This is a genomic window from Vibrio sp. CCB-PB317, from assembly GCF_022808245.1.
Taxonomy (GTDB): domain Bacteria; phylum Pseudomonadota; class Gammaproteobacteria; order Enterobacterales; family Vibrionaceae; genus Vibrio; species Vibrio diabolicus.
The window spans coordinates 499,351-520,133 of record NZ_JALGNU010000001.1 but is presented as its reverse complement, the minus strand read 5'-3'; the positions used below and the strand labels follow the sequence as shown (position 1 = coordinate 520,133).

Here is a 20,783-nt window from a genome sequence, read left to right as displayed (position 1 = left end):
GCAAAATAGAAAGAATCAACACAAACAAAAATCCCCAGTAATGCGCAATCACATCACTGAGGATTTTTTCATCAATATAAAATCTAAGTCAGCTTAAGTTACTTTTTCTCTGACTTTTCCTTATACATTTCTTCAATTTCATCTTGGTATTTGTCATTGATGACTTTACGACGCAGTTTTTGAGTTGGCGTTAACTCACCATCATCCATAGAGAAAGCTCTTGGTAACAGTTTAAACTTCTTCACCTGTTCAAACTTTGCCAACTCTTTTTGGAGATCGTTAACACGCTTTTCAAGCATTTCGACCACTTGGTGATGCTTAATCAATTCAACGCGATCGTGATACTTGATATTCAGCTCTTTCGCATACTCTTCAAGAGAATCAAAACACGGCACAATCAGCGCCGAGACAAACTTACGCGTGTCCGCGATAACCGCGATTTGCTCGATGAAGTGGTCTTTACCAATCGCACCTTCAATCATTTGTGGAGCGATGTATTTACCACCTGAAGTTTTCATCAACTCTTTGATACGATCAGTGATGAACAGGTTGCCATTTTCATCAATGTAACCCGCATCGCCAGTTTTTAGGAAACCGTGCTCATCAAAGGTCTTTTCGGTCTCTTCTGGCATTTTGTAATAGCCACGCATCACCATTGGACCACGCACCAGAATCTCGTTGTTCTCACCGATCTTCACTTGCGCGCCAGGCATCGACATACCAATAGAGTCTGGGTTAAAGCACTTATCATCCCAACACGATACTGTCGCCGTGGTTTCAGTCATGCCGTAACCTAACTTCACATTGATACCAATCGCGTGGAAGAATCGGCCTATGGTTTCATCTAACTTTGCACCGCCACACGGCATAAAGTTGATTTGTCCACCAAGTAACGCTCGCAGCTTGCTCAGAACCAATTTATCCGCCAGGGCATATGACTTGCGCAGCATGAGCGATGGCTGACGTTTTTCTTGATGACAAGCGGCCATTTTTGCGCCCATGTTCACAGCCCAAGTAAACATGATCTTGCGATGAATTGGCGCGCGAGACACTTTCTCGTGAATCGCAGAGAAGATCTTCTCATAGAAACGCGGCACGGCACACATCACGGTAGGTTGCACTTGGCTCAGTGCATCACGCACCTGCATGGTGTCTTGCAAATAGCAGTTGGTCGCCCCTTTGTACAACACATAAAAGGTCCAAGCGCGTTCAAATACGTGTGACAGCGGAAGAAAACACAGTGACACATCACTTTGAGAAAGGCTCAAGCGTTGATCGTGCCCTTCCAATTGCGCCGCAATGTTTGCGTAGTCCAACATGACACCCTTTGGCTGGCCTGTTGTGCCCGAGGTGTAGATCAGCGTGAGTAGATCATCTTCCTTTGCTTGCTCTAAACGTGCGTCCAATTCAACTTGGTATGTGGTATCGCCTTTGGCGACAAATGCTTGCCAAGAGATAACGAAATCATGCTCGCCAAGTTCGATATCATCAGACATGGCAACAATGAGCTCTAACTGCTCGCACTGGTCGAAAATGCTCACTGCTGCGTCAAATTGTGGCTGCTCACCAACAAACAACACTTTGACGTCTGCGTTGTCAATGATGTACGCCGACTGACCGGCGGTATTGGTTGGGTAAATAGGTACTGTTACGCCGCGTAGTTGTAGCGCTGCAATATCAGCAATCGTCCATTGCGGCATGTTGTTCGAGAAAATGCCGATTTTATCTTGGACTCCTAATCCCTGAGCCAAAAGTGCAAGTGATAAAGCATCAACTTGCTGACCAAATTGCGTCCACGTAATACCTTGCCATTCCTCACCCACTTTATGCTTGAGTGCAACGCGTGTACCACCGTTCGCAATTTGTTCACGAATACGTTTAACGATATGAAAATCTAACTTGGCCATTCTTTTACTTACCTTTTGGCTTACAGGCGTAAGCTAATTGAGCGAACAAGTGTACTCACGGCTTGCTAAAACGCAACTGACCAGTATCAAACTTATCACTAATAAGAGACAACTATCACTTATACGTCGCGAACATACCCAAAACTGCTGAATGATTACTCTATTTAACTTACTGTTTCGATTGTTGATTGCTAAAACAAAAAGCCCCGAGAGACAAAAAATCTCTCGGGGACCAATGAATTGTAAAAATTGATGATTACCAATATGGTCTTAACCGATAAGACCAAACGTCATCTTATTTTGCGGCAACCACTTCACCACAAGTGATCATCAGTTGATCGCGCAGCCAAATGTGGCCTTTATCTTTTTCACTTGATTCATGCCAACTTAAGAAGCCGCTGATTTCCTTGTTTGCAAATGGGAAGTCTAGAATTTGCAGCTGCTCGCTGTTTACCGCATTTTCTGCCATCCAACGTGGCGCGATAGTCACAAGCTCAGATTGACCCACCACATATAGTAGGTTGCTTAGACTAGAGCCTTCGTACGCGGCTTGGCAATCCAGTTCACGATATGCTTGTTCTGAGAAACTGCGTTGACCGTGCACTTTCGATAACTTCGCATGTTTTTCGTTAAGCAGTTGCTCAGCCGTTACACCACCTTGAATGCGTGGGTGTATTTTTGACGCGATAACCACTAATTCATCTTTGAAGATTTCAGTACTTGAGAAACCTTGCTCATCAAAGCGAGCATAATCGATCACGAAATCAATTTCTTGATAGCGCATACGCTCAGACAACAGACGGTCAAATTCTGCATCTAGGTGAAGCTGAACGTTTGGGGCTTGTTGATTCACTTTTGCCATGATCTTCGGAGCAAAACGCATGTCACAAGGGCTGCAAATCGCCAGCTTAAATAAGCGAGTCGAAGATTCTGGTTGGAATACGGAGCTAGGAAGTTCATTACGAATCAGCTGTAATGCTTGGCGAATTGGGCCAAACAATTGACGAGCACGTTGCGTTGGCTGAATACCACGGCCCTGACGCATAAACAGCTCGTCGTTAAACATCACTTTTAGACGTGCCACGGCATTACTTACTGCCGGCTGAGACATGCCTAAGTTATGTGCTGCACGAGTAATATTTTGCTCTTGCATCACAGCATCAAATACAGTCAGTAGGTTTAAATCTACACCACGCAAAGTGCTTTCCATACGGTAGCTAGCAATTGCGCTCATCGCATCTTTCTTCTCTAACATTGAGTGCGCCTCTTTTGTAATCGTCAACTTTGTTCATTAAATTCATAACGAATAGAATCCCATCTCGCACAAAAGACGGCGGCTGGATTCGAATCATTTTACGAATAGATAACCTAACTTTTTATTATATTTGCTGTCCGGATACTTCCGGCTCGAACTGTACTATCAACTAATCGATTGCGGTTTCGCAACTAGATTGATATTTAATCAGTAAATTTTAGCCGATTAGGTATTTACTCTTTAAATAACAACAGCTTGATAAAAACATAAAAAACTATAAAACACGTAAAAGCGCATTCTTTGAGGAAGTATTTAGCAAATTGATGAGACGGATGGTCACCACACGCATGCATTTACCTCAGTTATTGGTCGAGAGCAAACCAACAGATGACGACTATATCTCTGAGTAAAATTTGCACTTATCAGTCAAATTATCAGCAAATACACATTGAATAGAAATGAAAGAGAAAGAATAAAAATGCAGCCTTCTAGATTGAAAGGCTGCAACAAAATCGTGTCAAAAATAGGAAGGAACAATGTACTTAGAACAACGTACTTAAATGTTCGACACGTAACTTGGGAAATCAACTTGCTCCCACAACTGTTTGGATAACTCCGCTTGTGAATCCCACGCGCCTTGTAATACCCAATGAACAATGGCCTGAGCAACGTCTGGATATTTCACACTTTCGGCTTGCTGCTCCTTTAGCCACTGGCGTACTGCGGAAATGTCTAAGCTCTCCATCGACATCGCAAGTCCTAAGTCTTCTAAGGTCGCGACATTGCTTTGTTGCTCAAACTGACCTGCGAGTGGCTTAAGCAATAATTTTTTCCCTAGAGACAGAGCTTCCGAAGGGAGCTCAAATCCACCATTGGCAATGACACCACTACACCGATGCAAATGATGCTGAAAGTTGCTGTGGCATAAAGGGCGTAATTCTATGTTTTCCACTTGCTCATATTCGATCACATCGGGGTGATAACAGATGAACGCTTGCTGGTTAAAATGGAACAGTAAATCCGAGATGTCTTCAATGGATTCGAACGGTAGATACACCAAAACAAAATCATCATTTTCTGCTTGGCTATCGACGGTATGCACTATCGGTGGTAGCAAAGGTTGATCAAAATGATGCCAATGCAAACCAAGGTGGTGTTGAGAAGGCGCAAAGTATTCAATGACGGATTTGTCTAACCAACTCGCTCCCTTTAACGGCACTGGATAACGGAAAGCATTTTGATGACTGATACCAATCGACGGCTTATTTTGTTGTTTTGCCGCCCATGCCGTAACAGGCTCGAAATCATTGAGCACGAGATCATAGGACGACAAATCAAGCTGTTTAACTTCTTTGCAAAATTGCACTAAATTGTTACTCAATGCTGTTTTCGCATAGTTCACTGAACCTTTTTCAGTGATAAAGGTGAAGCCTCGGCGAGTCTGATAATCGCCAAACGCTTCCATTGAAAAGTACTTTTCAGGCGCTCGTCCAGAAAACAAAAAATCGACCTCAACATCGTGCTCTTTAAACGCATGACTCATCGCCCTCGCACGCGCAATATGTCCGTTTCCTGTACCTTGAACACCGTATAAGATTTTCATCAATTAGCCTCCCAGCATCGCAATCGCTAACCCACCACAAAGGCTACCTAGCAGCGCACCAATGATGACATCGGTAAAAAAGTGCACCCCCAATAAGATTCGCGCGGTTCCGATTAAACTTGCCCAAAAGAATGCAGCAACGCCTAGGCTCGGATAGAAATGATCAATCAGCGTCGCCATGACAAACGCAGCGGCAGTGTGTCCTGAAGGAAGACTGTAGCGATCAGAGGGGGTAATAAAAGCAGGAAGGAGTGCACTGAGTTCTTCAGGGCGACGACGCTTAAAACTGTTTTTCAGCGTCCAATAAATTGGCAACTCGATGGCAAAAGCAAGTAAACCCGCCAGTAAAAACCAGACTCCCTGCTCTTTATCTAAATACCAAGCTAATAAACCTAGCACCAAGTACAGATGTCCGTCACCACTGTGGGAGACTCCTTTACTGATGTTGGCAACTTGCTGATTAAAACGGTGCTTAAGACAAACACTAGAGAGCGCTAAATCAAACTTAGCAATGGTTGCAATTGGCTGTGTAATTGTCTCTATGGTTCGCATGTGGCCTTTCCTTACTTTGACAACGCCGTTGTGTGAAAAGTAGGAGGTTTAGGTGACAACTGCATGACGGGAGTTTGGACAATTAATGACAAATGCCAAATTAGAGTGTGCCCAATAATCTATCTATTGAGCACAATCGCAGGAGAGAACGATTAAGAAGGGTTTGCTTGCTGCGGTTGAGGCGTATCGATGTACCAGACTTTTCTCTTCTTACGACAGGCGCGCAAAGAGCCCATCGTCATGTCGCCATCTTTTGTCAGCTCGTAGCTAAGGGAGCGGCAAGTGTAATTTCCTGACAGTTCATGCTCTATGCCCGTTTGCTCAGTTGTGCTCGAAGCAGACTCTAAAAGAGGATTAGGCTGTGTAGAAAGAATGTCACGATTTACCACATTGCTGCGCGCATAATCCTTATGGACGTAACCTTTTATCACGCCTTTCTGTTCAACGAGAAACCAAGGTTGATCCACCACTTTTGCCAACACATTAAAAACTTCCCCTTTAGATAACACGCCAAGCTTTTCTCCTTCTAGGCTCGGCTTGGATCGCAAGTTTAATGTGGTCTTAGAGCGATAGGAGACATCCATAAACTCAACTGGGTTTGAGGTATCCACACCGTCAGCTGTTGGTCGGAAGACTTCCGCTTGTTGTTTCTCACTAGGTTGCACTCGGATCTTCCACCACGAATAGGTTTCCGGATCTTTGCCTTTAAATTTATCTCGACTGTCCGACTCAAGAGCAACGAGCATTTGATTCAAAAACGACTCGCGTCCCTCGTAGCTCAAGAATCGATCCATTTGATCATTAATCACCATGACACTCTGAGAGTGATCATTAATAGCAACAGGGGAAATCTCTGCCATATAGGTTTGAGATTGAAACAGCTGACAACCCGATAAGCTGACCAGAGTAAATACTGCGGCTGAACGTCCAAATTGTTTTGCTAACCTCATTATTCCTTAACCCTTCTTTTTACCTAGTGCAACTGCACTACTATAAATGGTCATTCAAAACTTTTGCCAAACAATTCGGGCCTTTGTGTGACAAGTCGCAATCCCAATGTTTGTTTTGGTAATGAAACGTCGCAAACTTGATGAGAACTTGCCTCTTCTAGCACGTTTCTATCGCACCATGCAGTTTCACTTAGCGCATCATTTTTCTCGAGTAAATGAAAAGACTCATCCGATATGAATAAAAAATCGACTTTAGGGTTGACGCGCTCCATGGAGTGCGGTACTAATTTGTTAACTTAATTATGTGGAAAGCTTAACAACTATGTCAGCTCATTTTTCTATTCTGCTTAGCCTCCTCCTGATCGTGACCAGTTCGCGCGGGTAGGCTGTGGAAGAAAAATAACCACACCAATTTCTAAGAACCCGCATGAGAATGCGGGTTTTTTTATATCTAAATACTGGAAGTAAACGATTAACTTGCACGTAAAGTGCAGAAATCAGGAAGGAAGCAAACATGAACGATCAGGTCATTATATTCGACACCACATTGCGTGATGGCGAGCAAGCGTTGTCAGCAAGCTTGACGGTTAAAGAAAAACTGCAAATTGCCTATGCGCTGGAAAGACTCGGCGTTGATGTTATCGAAGCTGGCTTCCCAATCTCTTCACCTGGTGATTTCGAGTCGGTACAAACCATTGCAAAAAACATCAAAAACAGTCGAGTTTGTGCCCTTTCACGTGCCGTTGCGAAAGATATTGATGCCGCCGCTGAAGCATTAAAAGTGGCCGACCAATTCCGTATTCACACGTTTTTAGCCACTTCCACCATTCACGTAGAAGACAAACTACGCCGCAGCTACGACGATGTACTTGAAATGGCGGTCAACGCCGTTAAACATGCGCGTAACTACACCGATGATGTCGAGTTTTCTTGTGAAGATGCAGGTCGTACTCCTATCGACAACCTATGTCGCATGGTAGAAGCTGCCATCAATGCAGGTGCGAGCACAATCAACATTCCAGATACCGTTGGCTACACAGTACCAAGCGAGTTTGGTGGCATTATTCAAACCCTTTTCAACCGCGTTCCAAACATTGATAAAGCGATCATCTCCGTTCACTGTCACGACGACTTGGGGATGTCAGTTGCCAACTCTATTGCCGCCGTTCAAGCCGGCGCGCGTCAGATAGAAGGCACCATCAATGGCATTGGTGAGCGAGCGGGAAACTGTTCACTTGAAGAGATCGCAATGATCATCAAGACGCGTCAAGAGTTCTTGGGCGTTCACACTGGCATTAAACATGATGAAATTCACCGCACCAGTAAATTGGTGAGCCAGTTATGCAACATGCCAATTCAGAGCAACAAAGCGATTGTGGGCGCGAATGCCTTTAGCCACTCTTCAGGTATCCACCAGGATGGCATGTTAAAGAATAAGAATACCTACGAAATCATGACCCCTGAGTCGATTGGCCTTAAAAACCAAGCACTAAACTTAACCAGCCGTAGTGGTCGCGCAGCCGTGAAGAGCCACATGGACACCATGGGATACAACGAGGACGAGTACAACCTAGACGCTCTATACGCGGACTTCTTGAAACTTGCCGACCGCAAAGGCCAAGTGTTCGATTACGATCTAGAGGCCCTAATGCACTTCTCGAACCTGCGTGAAGAAGATGACTTCTACAAACTGAACTACCTAAGCGTGCAATCGGGCAGCGTAATGGCCACCACCAGCATCAAAATGCAATGTGGCGATGAAGAAATGTGTGAAGCGGCAGTCGGTAATGGCCCAGTTGATGCGCTATACCAATGTATCTACCGCGTGACAGGCTACGACATCGTACTGGATAAATTCGACCTAACCGCGAAAGGCGAAGGTGAAGATGGTTTGGGTCAAGCTGACATCATTGCCAACTACAAAGGTCGTAAATACCACGGTACAGGCGTTTCCACCGATATCGTTGAAGCTTCCGGCCAAGCACTATTGCACGTTATTAATAGCATCCACCGTGCAGACAAAATCGAAGAAATGAAGCAGAAAAAGATTGCGACTGTGTAATAACAACCGAGCTACATGGCTCAGGAAAGAACACGCTCGTTGAAATAATTAAGCTCAAAATTAGAAAACTTAAAGGATTAACATGACAGACAAATCATACAAAATTGCCGTCCTACCCGGTGACGGCATCGGCCCGGAAGTAATGGCGCAAGCACACAAGGTATTGGATGCTATCGAAAAGAAGCACGGTATTGCGTTTGAGCGTGACGAACATGATGTAGGCGGCATCGCGATCGATAATCACGGCTCTCCACTTCCAGAAAGCACAGTAAAAGCGTGTGAAGAGTCTGATGCAGTCCTATTTGGCTCGGTTGGCGGTCCGAAGTGGGAACACTTGCCACCAAATGACCAACCTGAACGCGGTGCCCTACTACCACTACGCAAACACTTCCAACTGTTTTGTAACCTACGCCCAGCGCAAATCCACGCAGGCCTGGAAGCTTTCTCACCACTTCGTGCTGACATCTCAGGCCGTGGCTTTGACATCGTGGTGGTCCGTGAACTGACTGGTGGTATCTATTTCGGCCAACCGAAAGGTCGTGAAGGTGAAGGCGCAACAGAAAAAGCATTTGATACTGAGGTGTACCACCGCTTTGAGATCGAACGTATTGCAAAAATCGCTTTTGAGTCTGCTCGTCTACGTCGCAAGAAAGTGTGCTCTATCGACAAAGCGAACGTTCTACAAAGCTCTATCTTATGGCGTGAAGTAGTCGAAGAAATCGCAAAAGATTACCCAGATGTCGAGCTATCACACATGTACATCGACAACGCAACCATGCAGCTTATCAAAGACCCAGCACAGTTCGACGTAATGCTGTGTTCGAACATCTTCGGCGACATCATTTCTGATGAGTGCGCGATGATCACTGGCTCAATGGGTATGCTGCCTTCAGCAAGCCTTAACGAAAGTAAGTTCGGTCTGTACGAGCCAGCAGGCGGCAGCGCACCAGATATCGCAGGTAAGAACATCGCCAACCCAGTAGCACAAATCCTATCGGCAGCACTGATGTTACGTTATAGCCTTGGCGAAGAAGCCGCAGCACAAGACATCGAAGCAGCGGTGTCGAAAGCACTTTCAGCTGGCGAGCTAACAGGCGACCTTGCAGGCAACAACCCGGCACTTACAACATCAGAGATGGGCGATAAGATCGCTGAGTACATCTTAAACTCGTAATACAGAACAGATTCATAATAAATACTAAATCCTCTATCCACCAATGACTTACCTCTAAGTCATTGGTGCTAAAACAAAGCAACAAGGATAACGAGGAAAGGAAGCAAACAATGGGCAAAACACTATACGAAAAAGTCTACGACGCACACGTTGTCGTCGCAGCAGAAGGGGAAAACCCTATCTTGTACATCGACCGTCACTTGGTACATGAAGTGACGTCTCCGCAGGCTTTTGATGGCTTGCGTGAAAAAGGTCGCAAAGTGCGTCAGGTCAGCAAAACTTTTGCCACCATGGACCACAACGTTTCGACAACCACCAAAGATATCAACGCATCCGGTGAGATGGCGCGTATCCAGATGGAAACGCTATCAAAAAACTGTGAAGAGTTTGGCGTTACGCTTTACGACATCAACCATAAATACCAAGGTATTGTGCACGTTATGGGCCCAGAGCTTGGTATTACCCTACCGGGCATGACGATTGTTTGTGGTGACTCGCACACGGCTACACACGGTGCATTTGGCTCGCTAGCATTTGGTATTGGTACCTCTGAAGTTGAGCACGTATTAGCAACTCAAACTCTAAAACAAGCGCGCGCTAAAACGATGAAGATCGAAGTGAAAGGCAAAGTGGCTCCGGGCATCACGGCTAAAGATATCGTGCTAGCGATCATCGGTGAAACAACAGCTGCTGGCGGTACCGGTTACGTAGTTGAATTCTGTGGTGAAGCGATCACAGACCTTTCAATGGAAGGCCGCATGACCGTATGTAACATGGCAATTGAGCTAGGTGCAAAAGCCGGTTTGATTGCGCCAGATGAAACTACATTCGAATACATCAAAGGCCGTAAGTTCTCACCTCAAGGTGCGGATTTTGATGCCGCTGTAGAATATTGGAAGACATTAAAAACTGACGATGATTCCCAGTTTGATGCTGTCGTGACACTAAACGCAGCGGATATCAAACCACAAGTCACTTGGGGTACTAACCCAGGTCAGGTTATCGCGGTAGACCAACCGATCCCAGCACCAGAAAGCTTTGCTGACCCAGTAGAAAAAGCATCGGCAGAAAAAGCTCTGGCTTACATGGGTCTAGAAGCAGGCAAGTCATTGTCTGATTACAACGTCGATAAAGTCTTCGTTGGCTCTTGTACTAACTCACGTATCGAAGACATGCGCGCAGCGGCGGAAGTCGCGAAAGGTCGCAAAGTCGCGTCTCACGTTCAAGCGCTTATCGTTCCTGGCTCTGAGCAAGTAAAAGCGCAAGCGGAAGCAGAAGGCCTAGATGTCATCTTTAAAGAGGCGGGCTTTGAGTGGCGCCTACCAGGTTGCTCGATGTGTCTAGCAATGAACAACGACCGTTTGGGTCCACATGAACGTTGTGCGTCTACTTCAAACCGTAACTTTGAAGGCCGCCAAGGTCGTGATGGCCGTACCCACCTAGTGAGCCCTGCGATGGCAGCGGCAGCAGCAATTGCTGGTCACTTTGTAGATATTCGTGAACTAGACTAAGGAGCAAACAAATGTCAGGCTTTAAACAACATACAGGCTTAGTTGTTCCTCTAGATGCAGCGAACGTTGATACTGATGCCATCATTCCAAAACAGTTCCTACAAAAGGTGTCTCGCCTAGGCTTTGGTAAACACTTGTTCCATGACTGGCGCTTCCTAGATGATGCTGGCGAACAGCCAAATCCAGAGTTCGTGATGAACGCCCCACGCTACCAAGGCGCTTCCATCTTGCTGGCTCGTGAAAACTTCGGTTGTGGCTCATCCCGCGAACACGCACCGTGGGCACTGGCGGATTACGGCATAAAAGCGATGATCGCACCTAGCTTTGCCGATATTTTTTACGGCAACTCGATCAACAACCAAATGGTGCCAGTTCGTTTGACTGAGCAAGAAGTGGATGAGATCTTCCAGTTTGTTGAGGCGAATGAAGGCGCAGAAGTCGAGGTCGATTTAGAAGCGAATGTGGTTCGTGCCAACGGCAAAGAGTACAGCTTTGAAATCGATTCGTTCCGTCGTCATTGCTTGCTAAACGGTTTGGACAACATTGGCCTAACCCTTCAGCATGAAGATAAGATTGCCGAGTACGAAGCGAATATTCCAAGCTTCTTGCGTTAAGACGCGTTAGTAAATACACAAATCAAGGGCTGGCAATTGTCGGCCCTTTTAATGTTTTGGGTAACTGATCTCATATCACTTTGCTTACGGAATACCGAACGCCTCTGTTGAAATTCGTCACCCTGAACAGCGACGAAGGAGCGTAATTCAGGACCTACTGCCAGAATGTACTGTGCAGATTCATACGTTCTTTACTCAAGCGTTTGTGGGGATTAGATTCCTGCTGTCGCTTATGCTCCTCGGAATGACGGAGAATAAAGGCAACTGATTACTGATTACTGATTACTGATTACTGAAAGAAAACAAGCACTAAACAGGTCTACACTATCAACAATATCTCATTCAAAGGTATCTCTATGAAGCGTCTGTTATTGCTATTGTGTGCTCTGGTTTCTTTCTCAGCGTTCGCTGCTCCTAAATCTGACTTGTGGCCGTATTGGCAACAATCGAATCAGGCCAACCAAACACACATTTCCCACCAGGAATGGCAACAACTGCTCGATACTTATTTAGTTGAACAAGGCGAGAATACCTTGTTTCGTTATAGCCAAGTTACCTCAGTCGATAAAACTAAGCTGAAACAATACATCCAGCGTTTGGCAAAACTAGACCCTCTACAATACAATCAAGCAGAGCAATACGCCTACTGGGTGAACCTTTACAACGCCATCACGGTAGATCTTATTTTGGATAACTATCCAGTCGAATCAATCACCAAGCTAGGTGGTTTATTTAGCTTTGGTCCTTGGGGAGACGATGTGGTTGTGGTCAACGGGAAGGATCTAACTTTAAACGATATTGAACATCGAATTTTGCGTCCAATTTGGAATGACCCAAGAACGCATTACGCCGTAAATTGTGCAAGTTTGGGATGCCCTAACCTACAAGCTCAAGCATTCTCTGCCGAAAACACCGAAGCCTTACTTGAAAGTGCTGCCAAAGCATTTATCAACAGCAACAAAGGCGTATCTATCCAAGGAAACACGGCACAGCTGTCTTCCATTTATGATTGGTTTGCAGCGGACTTTGGTGGAGAAAAACAAGTCTTCAACCACATCGCGAAGTACGCGCCACAGTACAAAGACTTCTCTGGAAAAGTGAAGTACGAATACGATTGGAGTTTGAATCAAGCTGACTAATTTATCGCCACCGTTCAGCTTGCAACGCTTTTGGTCACCCGTAACCCAAAAGCTAAAAAGGGCACCAAGTGCCCTTTTTACTTTCTAGATTTTGACAAAATCACTTAAAGCCTTTGACCTTTTTAATCAGATCGTAAGCGTTTTGAATCTCTTGAGATTTTTCTTTCGCTACGTTCATCATCTCTGGTGGTAGACCTTTAGCCATCAATTTGTCTGGGTGGTGCTCGTTCATCAGTTTACGATAAGCACGCTTGACGGTTTTACTGTCGGCATCTGAAGACACATCCAGAATTTTGTACGCGTCAGCCAGTTGATCCGCTTGTGAAGCTTGTTGCCAGCTACCACCAGAAGATTGGCCTTGATGCTGACCATGAAAACCTCCTTGGCTTTGGAAACGGAATGCGGCTTCTTGCATTTGCAAGCGACGCTCTAGCTGCTCAGAAGAGAAACCCAAACCACGTGCAATCTTGTGTAGTACATTTCGTTCACTCGGGTGGATTGAGCCATCTGCAAAGGCCGCCGAGATTTGTAATTCAAGGAAAAATTGCAACAAGTCAAAGCGGCCTGCTGTCGAAATTTTCACACGAACAAGAACGTCTTCTAACGGAAAGTCACTGTCTTTACCTTCACGAAACGCATCTTGCGCAGCGCGGCGCTGTTCGCCATGCAAATTCATGCGATCCATCATGGCAGAAGCCAGTTGGATTTCCTCTTTGGTGACTTGGCCTTTCGCTTTTGCCACATGTCCCATTACCGCAAACGCCGCTTTAAAAAATTCTTCTTGGCGCTGAGCTTGGCTCGGCCCTTTTCCAAAGCCGCCAGTAGAGAACCCGGCTTGACTCAAGCGACGTGCTTTATCGAATTGATGGCCAATAAATAAGCCAAAGAGTAAACCTAGCGGCCCGCCAAGTAACAAGCCAAAAAAGGCACCCAGAATTTTGCCAAAAATATGCATTATGTGTTCTCTATCAATGAATTTTTATCGACGACGGCGGTCTTATAGTGCCGGATGCAACGATTTCCTTTATGATAATGGAATTAGTTTTATTTCGGCTAGGCCATTTCGCCTGCTTATCTTTGCAGCTATTTTGTCGTCATTATGCCACAGTGAATCAATACGCTGGGATAAATGCGACTATAGTTGATTCATTTGGCTATTACGCTAGGGTACAACAAGCCCTATAGCCATCGAGTAGTAGTGACACAGGAAAGTTCAATTCAATGCAACATTTCTCCCGCACATGTTTAGCGGCCTCTATCAGCACCGCCTTGTTTGTACCCACCACTCAAGCTGAAGCGAATATCCATGATAGTGTGCAGGAAATGCCCGCCACAGATCAATGTTTGGTCGATACCAGTGGCGAGGAGGACGCTCTTAATACCCCAGTAGTGGTAGAAGCTGACACCCTGCAAGCCATCAATGGTGACAAAGCTCAGTACTCAGGTAATGTACAAGTCACCCAAGGCCAGAAGAAAATCACCGCAGATAGCGTAACGCTGCACCAACAAGATAACGTCGTGGTTGCCGAAGGCAACGTGACTTTCAATGACGGCCAAGTCAAAGCTCGATCTGATCGTGTTACTAATGACATCAACCAAGACACGTTTTCACTGGAGAACACCGATTATCAGTTCCTTTGCCAACAAGGTCGAGGCACAGCAGCATACATCGCGCGTACAGGTCAGTCGGTTTATGAACTCGAAGATGGTTCTATTACATCATGTCCTCAAGGCGACAATTCATGGCGTTTAGTGGCATCAGGTATTGACGTTGACCAAGATGAAGAGACGGCGACGCTGCACCATCCTCGATTTGAAGTGTTAGACGTTCCTGTTTTCTATGTGCCGTATCTAACCATGCCAATTGGAGATACGCGTAAAACGGGTTTCCTCTTCCCTTCTTTATCGTATGGTTCTAGCGATGGTATGGAAGTCGAGGTGCCATTCTATTGGAACATCGCACCTCAATATGACATGACGCTCACCACGCTCTACATGCAGCAGCGCGGAACAAAACTCGATACTGATTTCCGCTACCTAACGGATGGTTGGGGGAATGGTGAAATCAAAGGCGAATACCTCAATAGCGATCGCAAATATCAAGACGAGTCTCGTTGGGGCTACCAAGTTAAACACGACGGTATTATCAATAAACAGTGGATAGTCAAAGTCGATTACTCAAAAGTGAGTGATATTGATTACTTCCTCGATCTCGACTCCGATATTGGTAACCGTGAAGATGGTCAACTGGTTCAAGAAGGACAAGTACAATATCGTTCTGATTTCTGGGATGCTTCGTTAACCGTTCGTGACTTCCAAATCTTATTGAAAGAAGAGAACCGCCCTTATCGCCTGCTTCCTCAGTTAGACTTGAACTACTACACGCCATTGTGGGGAGATTACCTCAACTTTGACGTGAAGAGCCAAGTGAGCCGCTTCGATACGAGCGATGCTGCGCGACCAAATGCGACCCGTGTTCATATTGAACCAGGGCTTACATTGCCGCTTTCAAATTCATGGGCAACGTGGACAACGGAAGCTCGCGTGCTTTCCACGTACTACTCTCAAGACTTAACGGGTCTGACAGATGTAAACTTACAAAACCAGTTAGATGACGAAGTTTCTCGTGTTATCCCCGAGTTCCGTACGCATGCGCAACTTTACTTAGAGCGAGACACGAGTTGGATCAAGGGCTACACACAAACACTGGAACCTCAGCTACAGTACTTGTACGTACCTGAAGAAGATCAAACCAATATCTACAACTACGATACCACCTTGCTACAAACCGACTACTACGGGCTATTCCGCAGTCGTAAGTACAGTGGCATTGATAAAATCGCCTCTGCGAACCAGTTAAGCTACGGTGCAAGTACGCGCTTCTTTGATGATGACTATAAAGAGCGTCTTAACGTTTCATTTGGTCAGATTTACTACTTCGATAAAAAGACCAAACTGAGCAACAGCCCAAATCTTCCGGATGAGACCACCAACTACTCATCATGGGCGATTGAAGCTGATTTCAACTACAACGATTACTTGTTCTATCACGGTGGAATTCAATACGATATCGATTTGAGCTCCATGCAGTTGGCGAACAGTACCTTAGAGTACCAATTTAACGGTGGCTTTATTCAGGGTAACTATCGTTACGTCACGCGTGAATACATCGAAGATACGATCATTCTCGAAAACCTAGACACAATTACTCGTAAAGGCATTTCACAAGCAGGTATTGTAGCGGCCTACGAGTTCAACCCGAACTGGTCTGCAAGTGGTCAATACTACTACGACCTAAATGAAAATGCGGACCTAGAATGGCTAGCGAGCCTGCGTTACCAGTCTGACTGTTGGTACATTGGTGTGACTTACGCCAACCAATTGCTTGGTTGGGAAAACCAAACTATCGGCAGCACTGGCGCATCACCTGAATACGAAAATAACTTTAGCGTTAACTTCGGTATTCAAGGCTTTGCGACCAATCAGCGTGAAGACACTGCAGTCAAAGAACTGGATGGTTCTGACAACGCGATTAAGTACGGCCGCCCATTCTATCTGAACAATTAATCGAAATAGGCGTCTTAAATGAATAAGACGCCTATTCAAAAAATACTGACGGAATTTTAAATGAAAATTTGGAAATCAATCTTATTCACGACCCTACTCTCTTGCGGAGCGGTTGCAGCACCAGTAGAGATCGATAAGGTTGCGGTCATCGTGAACGACGGTGTAATTCTACAAAGCGACATCGAAACAGCGATGAAAACGCTGCAAGCCAACGCACGTCAAAGCGGAAAGAGCTTACCTTCTGCTAGCGTGTTAAAAGAACAAGTTGTTGAAAAGCTGATTATTGACACGTTGCAAGGCCAAGAAGCAGACCGTATCGGTGTGCGTATTGACGATAACCGCTTAAACCAAGCGATTGCGGAGATCGCACGTAATAATGAACAATCTGTAGAACAACTCGCCGCGTCTGTAGAAAGTGAAGGCTTGAGTTACCCAGAATTCCGCGAACAAATTCGTAAGGAAATCGCCGCTTCAGAAGCCCGTAATGCACTGGTTCGTCGCCGTATTAATATCCTTCCAGCAGAAGTCGACAGCCTTGCTGAGCAACTATCACAAGAAACCAATGCGACCGTTCAATACAAAATTGGACACATTCAACTGCGCTTCTCTGATGACAAAGAAAAGTCTGCTGTAGAAGCAGAAGCAAAAGCGCTGGCGAAAAAGCTAAACGAAGGTGCAGACTTTACGGAGATGGCCTACACCTACTCAAAAGGTCCTAAAGCTTTACAAGGTGGCGACTGGGGCTGGATGCGTAAAGAAGAAATGCCAACCATCTTTGCCGATCAGATCAAAATGCAAAACAAAGGCAGCATCATTGGTCCATTTCGCAGTGGCGTCGGTTTCCACATCCTAAAAATTGAGGATGTAAAAGGCCTAGAAACGGTTGCGGTAACGGAAGTAAATGCGCGTCATATTTTGATTAAACCAACCGTGATTCTGAGTGATGAAGGGGCGAAGAAGCAACTGAATGAGTTTGTACGCCGCATCAAAGCTGGCGAAGCCACTTTCGCTCAATTGGCAACGCAGTACAGCCAAGACCCTGGCTCGGCAGCGCAAGACGGCGAGCTAGGTTATCAAACGCCAGATCTGTACGTGCCAGAATTTAAACACCAAGTAGAAACTCTGCCTGTTGGCTCAATCAGCGAACCGTTCAAAACCGTTCATGGCTGGCATATCGTTGAAGTGTTGGATCGTCGCCAAGTTGACCGCACTGACTCAGCGATGAAGAATAAGGCTTACCGTATTCTATTTAACCGTAAATTTAATGAAGAAGCGGGCGCATGGATGCAAGAGCTACGCGCAAGTGCGTTTGTTGAAATCGTGGATGACAACAATGACAACTAATACAATTCGTAGAATTGTCGTAACCGCAGGGGAACCTGCGGGCATCGGCCCAGACTTAGTGCTTGCCTTATCGAAGGAAGATTGGGCACACCAAATTGTCGTCTGCGCCGATAAAAATATGCTGATGGACAGAGCCAAGCAGCTTGGCATTGAAGTCCAACTGTCTGATTACAATCCAGAAGAAGCGCCTAAAGCACAAAAAGCAGGCACGCTTATCGTTGATCATATCCAAATATCGGAACCTGCGGTCGCAGGCGAGCTCAACGAAGCGAATGGTCACTATGTACTAAAAACGCTAGAAAGAGCCGCTTTAGGCTGTATGAATGATGAATTTGATGCTATTGTCACCGGCCCTGTTCATAAGGGGGTGATTAATCGCGCAGGTGTTGCATTCAGTGGTCATACTGAGTTTTTCGCCGAGAAGTCACAAACGCCGCTAGTCGTCATGATGCTAGCAACGGAAGGATTACGCGTGGCGCTAGTCACAACACATATTCCTTTAGCGTATGTGTCCAAAGCGGTCACCGAAGAGCGATTAGAAAAAATCATCGATATTCTTCATAAAGACCTTGTAGAAAAGTTTGCTATCGCGCAACCAAACATCTACGTTTGCGGGCTTAACCCTCATGCTGGCGAAGATGGCTGCTTAGGTCGTGAAGAGATCGAAACCATCACTCCGACACTGGAAAAGATTCGACAAGAAAAAGGTATCAACCTGATCGGCCCTTTGCCGGCAGATACCATTTTCAATGAAAAATATTTAAATGATGCTGATGCTGTTTTAGGCATGTACCACGACCAAGTGTTGCCAGTATTAAAATACAAAGGCTTTGGTCGTTCAGTAAACATTACTCTTGGTCTACCTTTTATTAGAACATCGGTGGATCACGGTACTGCATTAGATCTGGCAGGGACAGGTCAAGCGGATACAGGGAGTTTCCGAACAGCGCTCACGCATGCGATAGATTTGGTAGAGAAGAAACAATGAGAAATGATGTCCATTTAGGACACAAAGCGCGTAAACGTTTTGGTCAAAACTTCCTGAACGATCCATACATTATTGATGGAATCGTATCAGCGATTAACCCAAAACCAGGTCAAAACCTGGTTGAAATCGGTCCTGGTCTTGGTGCAATCACTGAGCCGGTAGGTCGTGAAGTGGATAAGTTCACAGTTATCGAATTAGACCGCGATCTGGCAGAACGCCTACGTACTCACCCTGAACTAGCGGATAAGTTGACCATCCATGAGGGTGACGCTATGCGTTTTGACTTCACTCAATTAGTGAAGCCAAACAACAAGCTACGCATTTTCGGTAACTTGCCGTACAACATCTCTACACCATTGATGTTCCACCTTTTTGAATTCCATAAAGACATTCAAGACATGCACTTTATGCTGCAAAAAGAAGTGGTAAACCGCTTAGCTGCCGGTCCTGGCAGCAAAGCTTACGGCCGTTTAACGGTAATGGCTCAGTACTACTGTAAAGTGGTACCAGTACTGGAAGTGCCGCCAACGGCATTCGTTCCACCACCGAAAGTGGACTCTGCTGTCGTTCGTCTAGTGCCATACGAAGAGCTACCATGCCCTGCGAAAGATCTGCGTTTGCTGGATCGCGTTTGTCGTGAAGGCTTTAACCAACGTCGCAAAACAGTTCGTAACTGCTACAAATCGTTGTTAAGTACAGAAGTACTAGAAGAGCTAGGTGTTAATCCAAGCATGCGTCCAGAGAACCTGACGCTAGAACAATTCGTCGCGATGGCGAACTGGCTTGCGGATAACCCGCAGCACTAAGAACTCAAACGATAAGCCAAACCCTTGCCGGTTTGGCTTATTATTATTGGGATATTACGTTTCTGAGGAGTGCACATGGACGTCATTCAACCTTGCATCAAAATTCAAGTTCACACCAAATACATCGAAGAACAGTCCAATCCTGAGCTACAACGCTACGTTTTCGCCTATATCATCACCATCAAAAACCTTAGCCAACAAACCGTGCAGTTAGTGAGCCGTCGCTGGTTAATCACAGACTCGAATGGCAAGCAAATGACGGTTGAAGGTGACGGTGTGGTGGGTCAACAACCTTTTATTCCAAGCAATGATGAATACACGTACAGTAGCGGAACCGCGTTAGAAACCCCTGTCGGCGTTATGCAAGGGCACTACAAAATGCTGGATGAAAAAGGACAGGAGTTCATCACCGAAATTGAACCATTTCGTCTTGCTGTTCCAAATGTTTTAAATTAGTAAATTGGAGATTCAGTGGCTACTTATATTGTTGGTGATATTCAAGGCTGTTTTGATGAATTGCAGCGACTACTAGAACAAGTCTCTTTCTCTGCGAAAAAAGACCAACTTTGGCTCGCTGGTGATTTGGTCGCCAGAGGGCCTAAATCACTAGAAACTTTACGCTTTGTGAAGTCACTTGGCACAAGCGCAACAGTGGTGCTTGGTAATCACGACCTTCACCTGCTAGCCGTTGCTCACGGGATAAAAAAGGTCAAAGACAAAGATAAAACCGCGCCTATTTTCACAGCACCCGACAAAGAAGATCTATTAGCATGGCTAGCTCAGCAACCTCTTATGGCTGAGCATGACGAGTTCGTGATGTGTCACGCTGGTATATCACCGCAGTGGAATCTAAAAACCGCAAGAAAATGTGCCCGCGAAGTTGAACGCATCATCCAAAGTGAAGAGCTGCCTTGGCTCTTAAAAAACATGTACAGTAATCAACCTGATTCCTGGGATGACTCTCTACAGGGTTTGGACCGATACCGTTATATTATCAATGCTTTTACGCGGATGCGCTTTTGTTTCCCCGATGGTCGTTTGGATATGGATTGTAAACTACCACCACAACAAGTTTCCGGTAACGAACTTATTCCATGGTTTGATGTACCTCAGCGCGTTCACCTCAATAAAACGGTGTTATTTGGTCACTGGGCTGCACTACAAGGCCATGTAGACGAAGAGATCATCGGTCTGGATACTGGCTGTGTTTGGGGCGGAAGCCTAACCATGATCCGTTGGGACGATAAGAAAATCTTTACTCAGGATGCGTTAAGTTAAACACGGAATAATAGTCGATAATCCATCGTAGGG

17 protein-coding genes are annotated in these 20,783 nt (G+C 45.6%); 11 read left to right on the top strand and 6 right to left on the bottom strand.

Going from position 1 to position 20,783, the window contains the following annotated elements; genetic code table 11:
- Positions 1–98: 98 nt before the first annotated feature.
- From MTR11_RS02525 to MTR11_RS02505, 5 genes are all read right to left on the bottom strand, one after another.
- Positions 99–1,907, bottom strand: a complete 1,809-nt coding sequence (locus MTR11_RS02525; RefSeq protein WP_243326974.1) for an AMP-dependent synthetase/ligase — start codon at positions 1,905–1,907, stop codon at positions 99–101.
- Positions 1,908–2,202: 295 nt separating this feature from the next.
- On the bottom strand, positions 2,203–3,162 hold the full coding sequence (calR, locus tag MTR11_RS02520; RefSeq protein ID WP_243326973.1) for a LysR family transcriptional regulator CalR: 960 nt from the start codon (positions 3,160–3,162) through the stop codon (positions 2,203–2,205).
- 556 nt (positions 3,163–3,718) lie between these two features.
- Positions 3,719–4,765: an MJ1255/VC2487 family glycosyltransferase gene (locus tag MTR11_RS02515; RefSeq protein WP_243326972.1), complete on the bottom strand. Its 1,047-nt coding sequence runs from the start codon at positions 4,763–4,765 to the stop codon at positions 3,719–3,721.
- 3 nt (positions 4,766–4,768) lie between these two features.
- Positions 4,769–5,317 carry a phosphatase PAP2 family protein gene (locus tag MTR11_RS02510; protein ID WP_005379690.1) on the bottom strand — a complete coding sequence of 183 codons (549 nt, stop codon included), beginning with the start codon at positions 5,315–5,317 and terminating at the stop codon, positions 4,769–4,771.
- A gap of 152 nt (positions 5,318–5,469) precedes the next feature.
- Positions 5,470–6,267 carry an SH3 domain-containing protein gene (locus MTR11_RS02505; protein WP_047009047.1) on the bottom strand — a complete coding sequence of 266 codons (798 nt, stop codon included), beginning with the start codon at positions 6,265–6,267 and terminating at the stop codon, positions 5,470–5,472.
- Positions 6,268–6,781: 514 nt separating this feature from the next.
- On the opposite strand from MTR11_RS02505, the gene leuA reads away from it, so the two are divergent.
- The 5 genes from leuA to MTR11_RS02480 all read left to right on the top strand — a co-directional run bounded on the left by leuA (position 6,782) and on the right by MTR11_RS02480 (position 12,767).
- The gene (gene leuA, locus MTR11_RS02500) at positions 6,782–8,329 is read left to right on the top strand and encodes a 2-isopropylmalate synthase (RefSeq protein WP_006742733.1); all 1,548 of its coding nucleotides are present in this window, start codon (positions 6,782–6,784) and stop codon (positions 8,327–8,329) included.
- Positions 8,330–8,411: 82 nt separating this feature from the next.
- A complete protein-coding gene (gene leuB / locus MTR11_RS02495; protein ID WP_006742732.1) occupies positions 8,412–9,503 on the top strand; it encodes a 3-isopropylmalate dehydrogenase in 1,092 nt (363 codons plus the stop codon).
- Positions 9,504–9,613: 110 nt separating this feature from the next.
- A complete protein-coding gene (gene leuC, locus MTR11_RS02490) occupies positions 9,614–11,014 on the top strand; it encodes a 3-isopropylmalate dehydratase large subunit (protein WP_243326971.1) in 1,401 nt (466 codons plus the stop codon).
- Between the two features lie 11 nt (positions 11,015–11,025).
- Positions 11,026–11,628, top strand: coding sequence for a 3-isopropylmalate dehydratase small subunit (gene leuD, locus MTR11_RS02485; protein WP_005379679.1), 603 nt, complete (start codon positions 11,026–11,028; stop codon positions 11,626–11,628).
- A gap of 356 nt (positions 11,629–11,984) precedes the next feature.
- The gene (locus MTR11_RS02480) at positions 11,985–12,767 is read left to right on the top strand and encodes a DUF547 domain-containing protein (RefSeq protein WP_243326970.1); all 783 of its coding nucleotides are present in this window, start codon (positions 11,985–11,987) and stop codon (positions 12,765–12,767) included.
- Between the two features lie 100 nt (positions 12,768–12,867).
- Here MTR11_RS02480 and djlA read toward each other — a convergent pair whose 3' ends face one another.
- Complete coding sequence (gene djlA, locus MTR11_RS02475) at positions 12,868–13,722, bottom strand: co-chaperone DjlA (protein WP_005383076.1); 855 nt, start codon at positions 13,720–13,722, stop codon at positions 12,868–12,870.
- Positions 13,723–13,988: 266 nt separating this feature from the next.
- On the opposite strand from djlA, the gene lptD reads away from it, so the two are divergent.
- The 6 genes from lptD (at position 13,989) to MTR11_RS02445 (ending at position 20,750) form a co-directional block, all read left to right on the top strand.
- Positions 13,989–16,334 (top strand): LPS assembly protein LptD, encoded by a 2,346-nt coding sequence (lptD, locus tag MTR11_RS02470; RefSeq protein ID WP_006742729.1) that lies wholly within the window; start codon positions 13,989–13,991, stop codon positions 16,332–16,334.
- A gap of 60 nt (positions 16,335–16,394) precedes the next feature.
- Positions 16,395–17,678 (top strand): peptidylprolyl isomerase SurA, encoded by a 1,284-nt coding sequence (gene surA, locus MTR11_RS02465; protein WP_006742728.1) that lies wholly within the window; start codon positions 16,395–16,397, stop codon positions 17,676–17,678.
- On the top strand, positions 17,668–18,666 hold the full coding sequence (pdxA, locus tag MTR11_RS02460) for a 4-hydroxythreonine-4-phosphate dehydrogenase PdxA (RefSeq protein WP_193447942.1): 999 nt from the start codon (positions 17,668–17,670) through the stop codon (positions 18,664–18,666). Before surA ends, pdxA begins: the two co-directional genes overlap by 11 nt.
- Positions 18,663–19,472, top strand: coding sequence for a 16S rRNA (adenine(1518)-N(6)/adenine(1519)-N(6))-dimethyltransferase RsmA (gene rsmA, locus MTR11_RS02455; RefSeq protein ID WP_005379669.1), 810 nt, complete (start codon positions 18,663–18,665; stop codon positions 19,470–19,472). Before pdxA ends, rsmA begins: the two co-directional genes overlap by 4 nt.
- A gap of 75 nt (positions 19,473–19,547) precedes the next feature.
- Complete coding sequence (gene apaG, locus MTR11_RS02450; RefSeq protein WP_005379668.1) at positions 19,548–19,928, top strand: Co2+/Mg2+ efflux protein ApaG; 381 nt, start codon at positions 19,548–19,550, stop codon at positions 19,926–19,928.
- 15 nt (positions 19,929–19,943) lie between these two features.
- A complete protein-coding gene (locus tag MTR11_RS02445; protein WP_226421523.1) occupies positions 19,944–20,750 on the top strand; it encodes a symmetrical bis(5'-nucleosyl)-tetraphosphatase in 807 nt (268 codons plus the stop codon).
- Positions 20,751–20,783: the final 33 nt, after the last annotated feature.

Bases quoted from the DNA above. Each gene is read 5' to 3' on its own strand.
- MTR11_RS02525 (WP_243326974.1), bottom strand. From the start codon at position 1,907: ATGGCCAAGTTAGATTTTCATATCGTTAAACGTATTCGTGAACAAATT.
- calR (WP_243326973.1), bottom strand. From the start codon at position 3,162: ATGTTAGAGAAGAAAGATGCGATGAGCGCAATTGCTAGCTACCGTATG.
- MTR11_RS02515 (WP_243326972.1), bottom strand. From the start codon at position 4,765: ATGAAAATCTTATACGGTGTTCAAGGTACAGGAAACGGACATATTGCG.
- MTR11_RS02510 (WP_005379690.1), bottom strand. From the start codon at position 5,317: ATGCGAACCATAGAGACAATTACACAGCCAATTGCAACCATTGCTAAG.
- MTR11_RS02505 (WP_047009047.1), bottom strand. From the start codon at position 6,267: ATGAGGTTAGCAAAACAATTTGGACGTTCAGCCGCAGTATTTACTCTG.
- leuA (WP_006742733.1), top strand. From the start codon at position 6,782: ATGAACGATCAGGTCATTATATTCGACACCACATTGCGTGATGGCGAG.
- leuB (WP_006742732.1), top strand. From the start codon at position 8,412: ATGACAGACAAATCATACAAAATTGCCGTCCTACCCGGTGACGGCATC.
- leuC (WP_243326971.1), top strand. From the start codon at position 9,614: ATGGGCAAAACACTATACGAAAAAGTCTACGACGCACACGTTGTCGTC.
- leuD (WP_005379679.1), top strand. From the start codon at position 11,026: ATGTCAGGCTTTAAACAACATACAGGCTTAGTTGTTCCTCTAGATGCA.
- MTR11_RS02480 (WP_243326970.1), top strand. From the start codon at position 11,985: ATGAAGCGTCTGTTATTGCTATTGTGTGCTCTGGTTTCTTTCTCAGCG.
- djlA (WP_005383076.1), bottom strand. From the start codon at position 13,722: ATGCATATTTTTGGCAAAATTCTGGGTGCCTTTTTTGGCTTGTTACTT.
- lptD (WP_006742729.1), top strand. From the start codon at position 13,989: ATGCAACATTTCTCCCGCACATGTTTAGCGGCCTCTATCAGCACCGCC.
- surA (WP_006742728.1), top strand. From the start codon at position 16,395: ATGAAAATTTGGAAATCAATCTTATTCACGACCCTACTCTCTTGCGGA.
- pdxA (WP_193447942.1), top strand. From the start codon at position 17,668: ATGACAACTAATACAATTCGTAGAATTGTCGTAACCGCAGGGGAACCT.
- rsmA (WP_005379669.1), top strand. From the start codon at position 18,663: ATGAGAAATGATGTCCATTTAGGACACAAAGCGCGTAAACGTTTTGGT.
- apaG (WP_005379668.1), top strand. From the start codon at position 19,548: ATGGACGTCATTCAACCTTGCATCAAAATTCAAGTTCACACCAAATAC.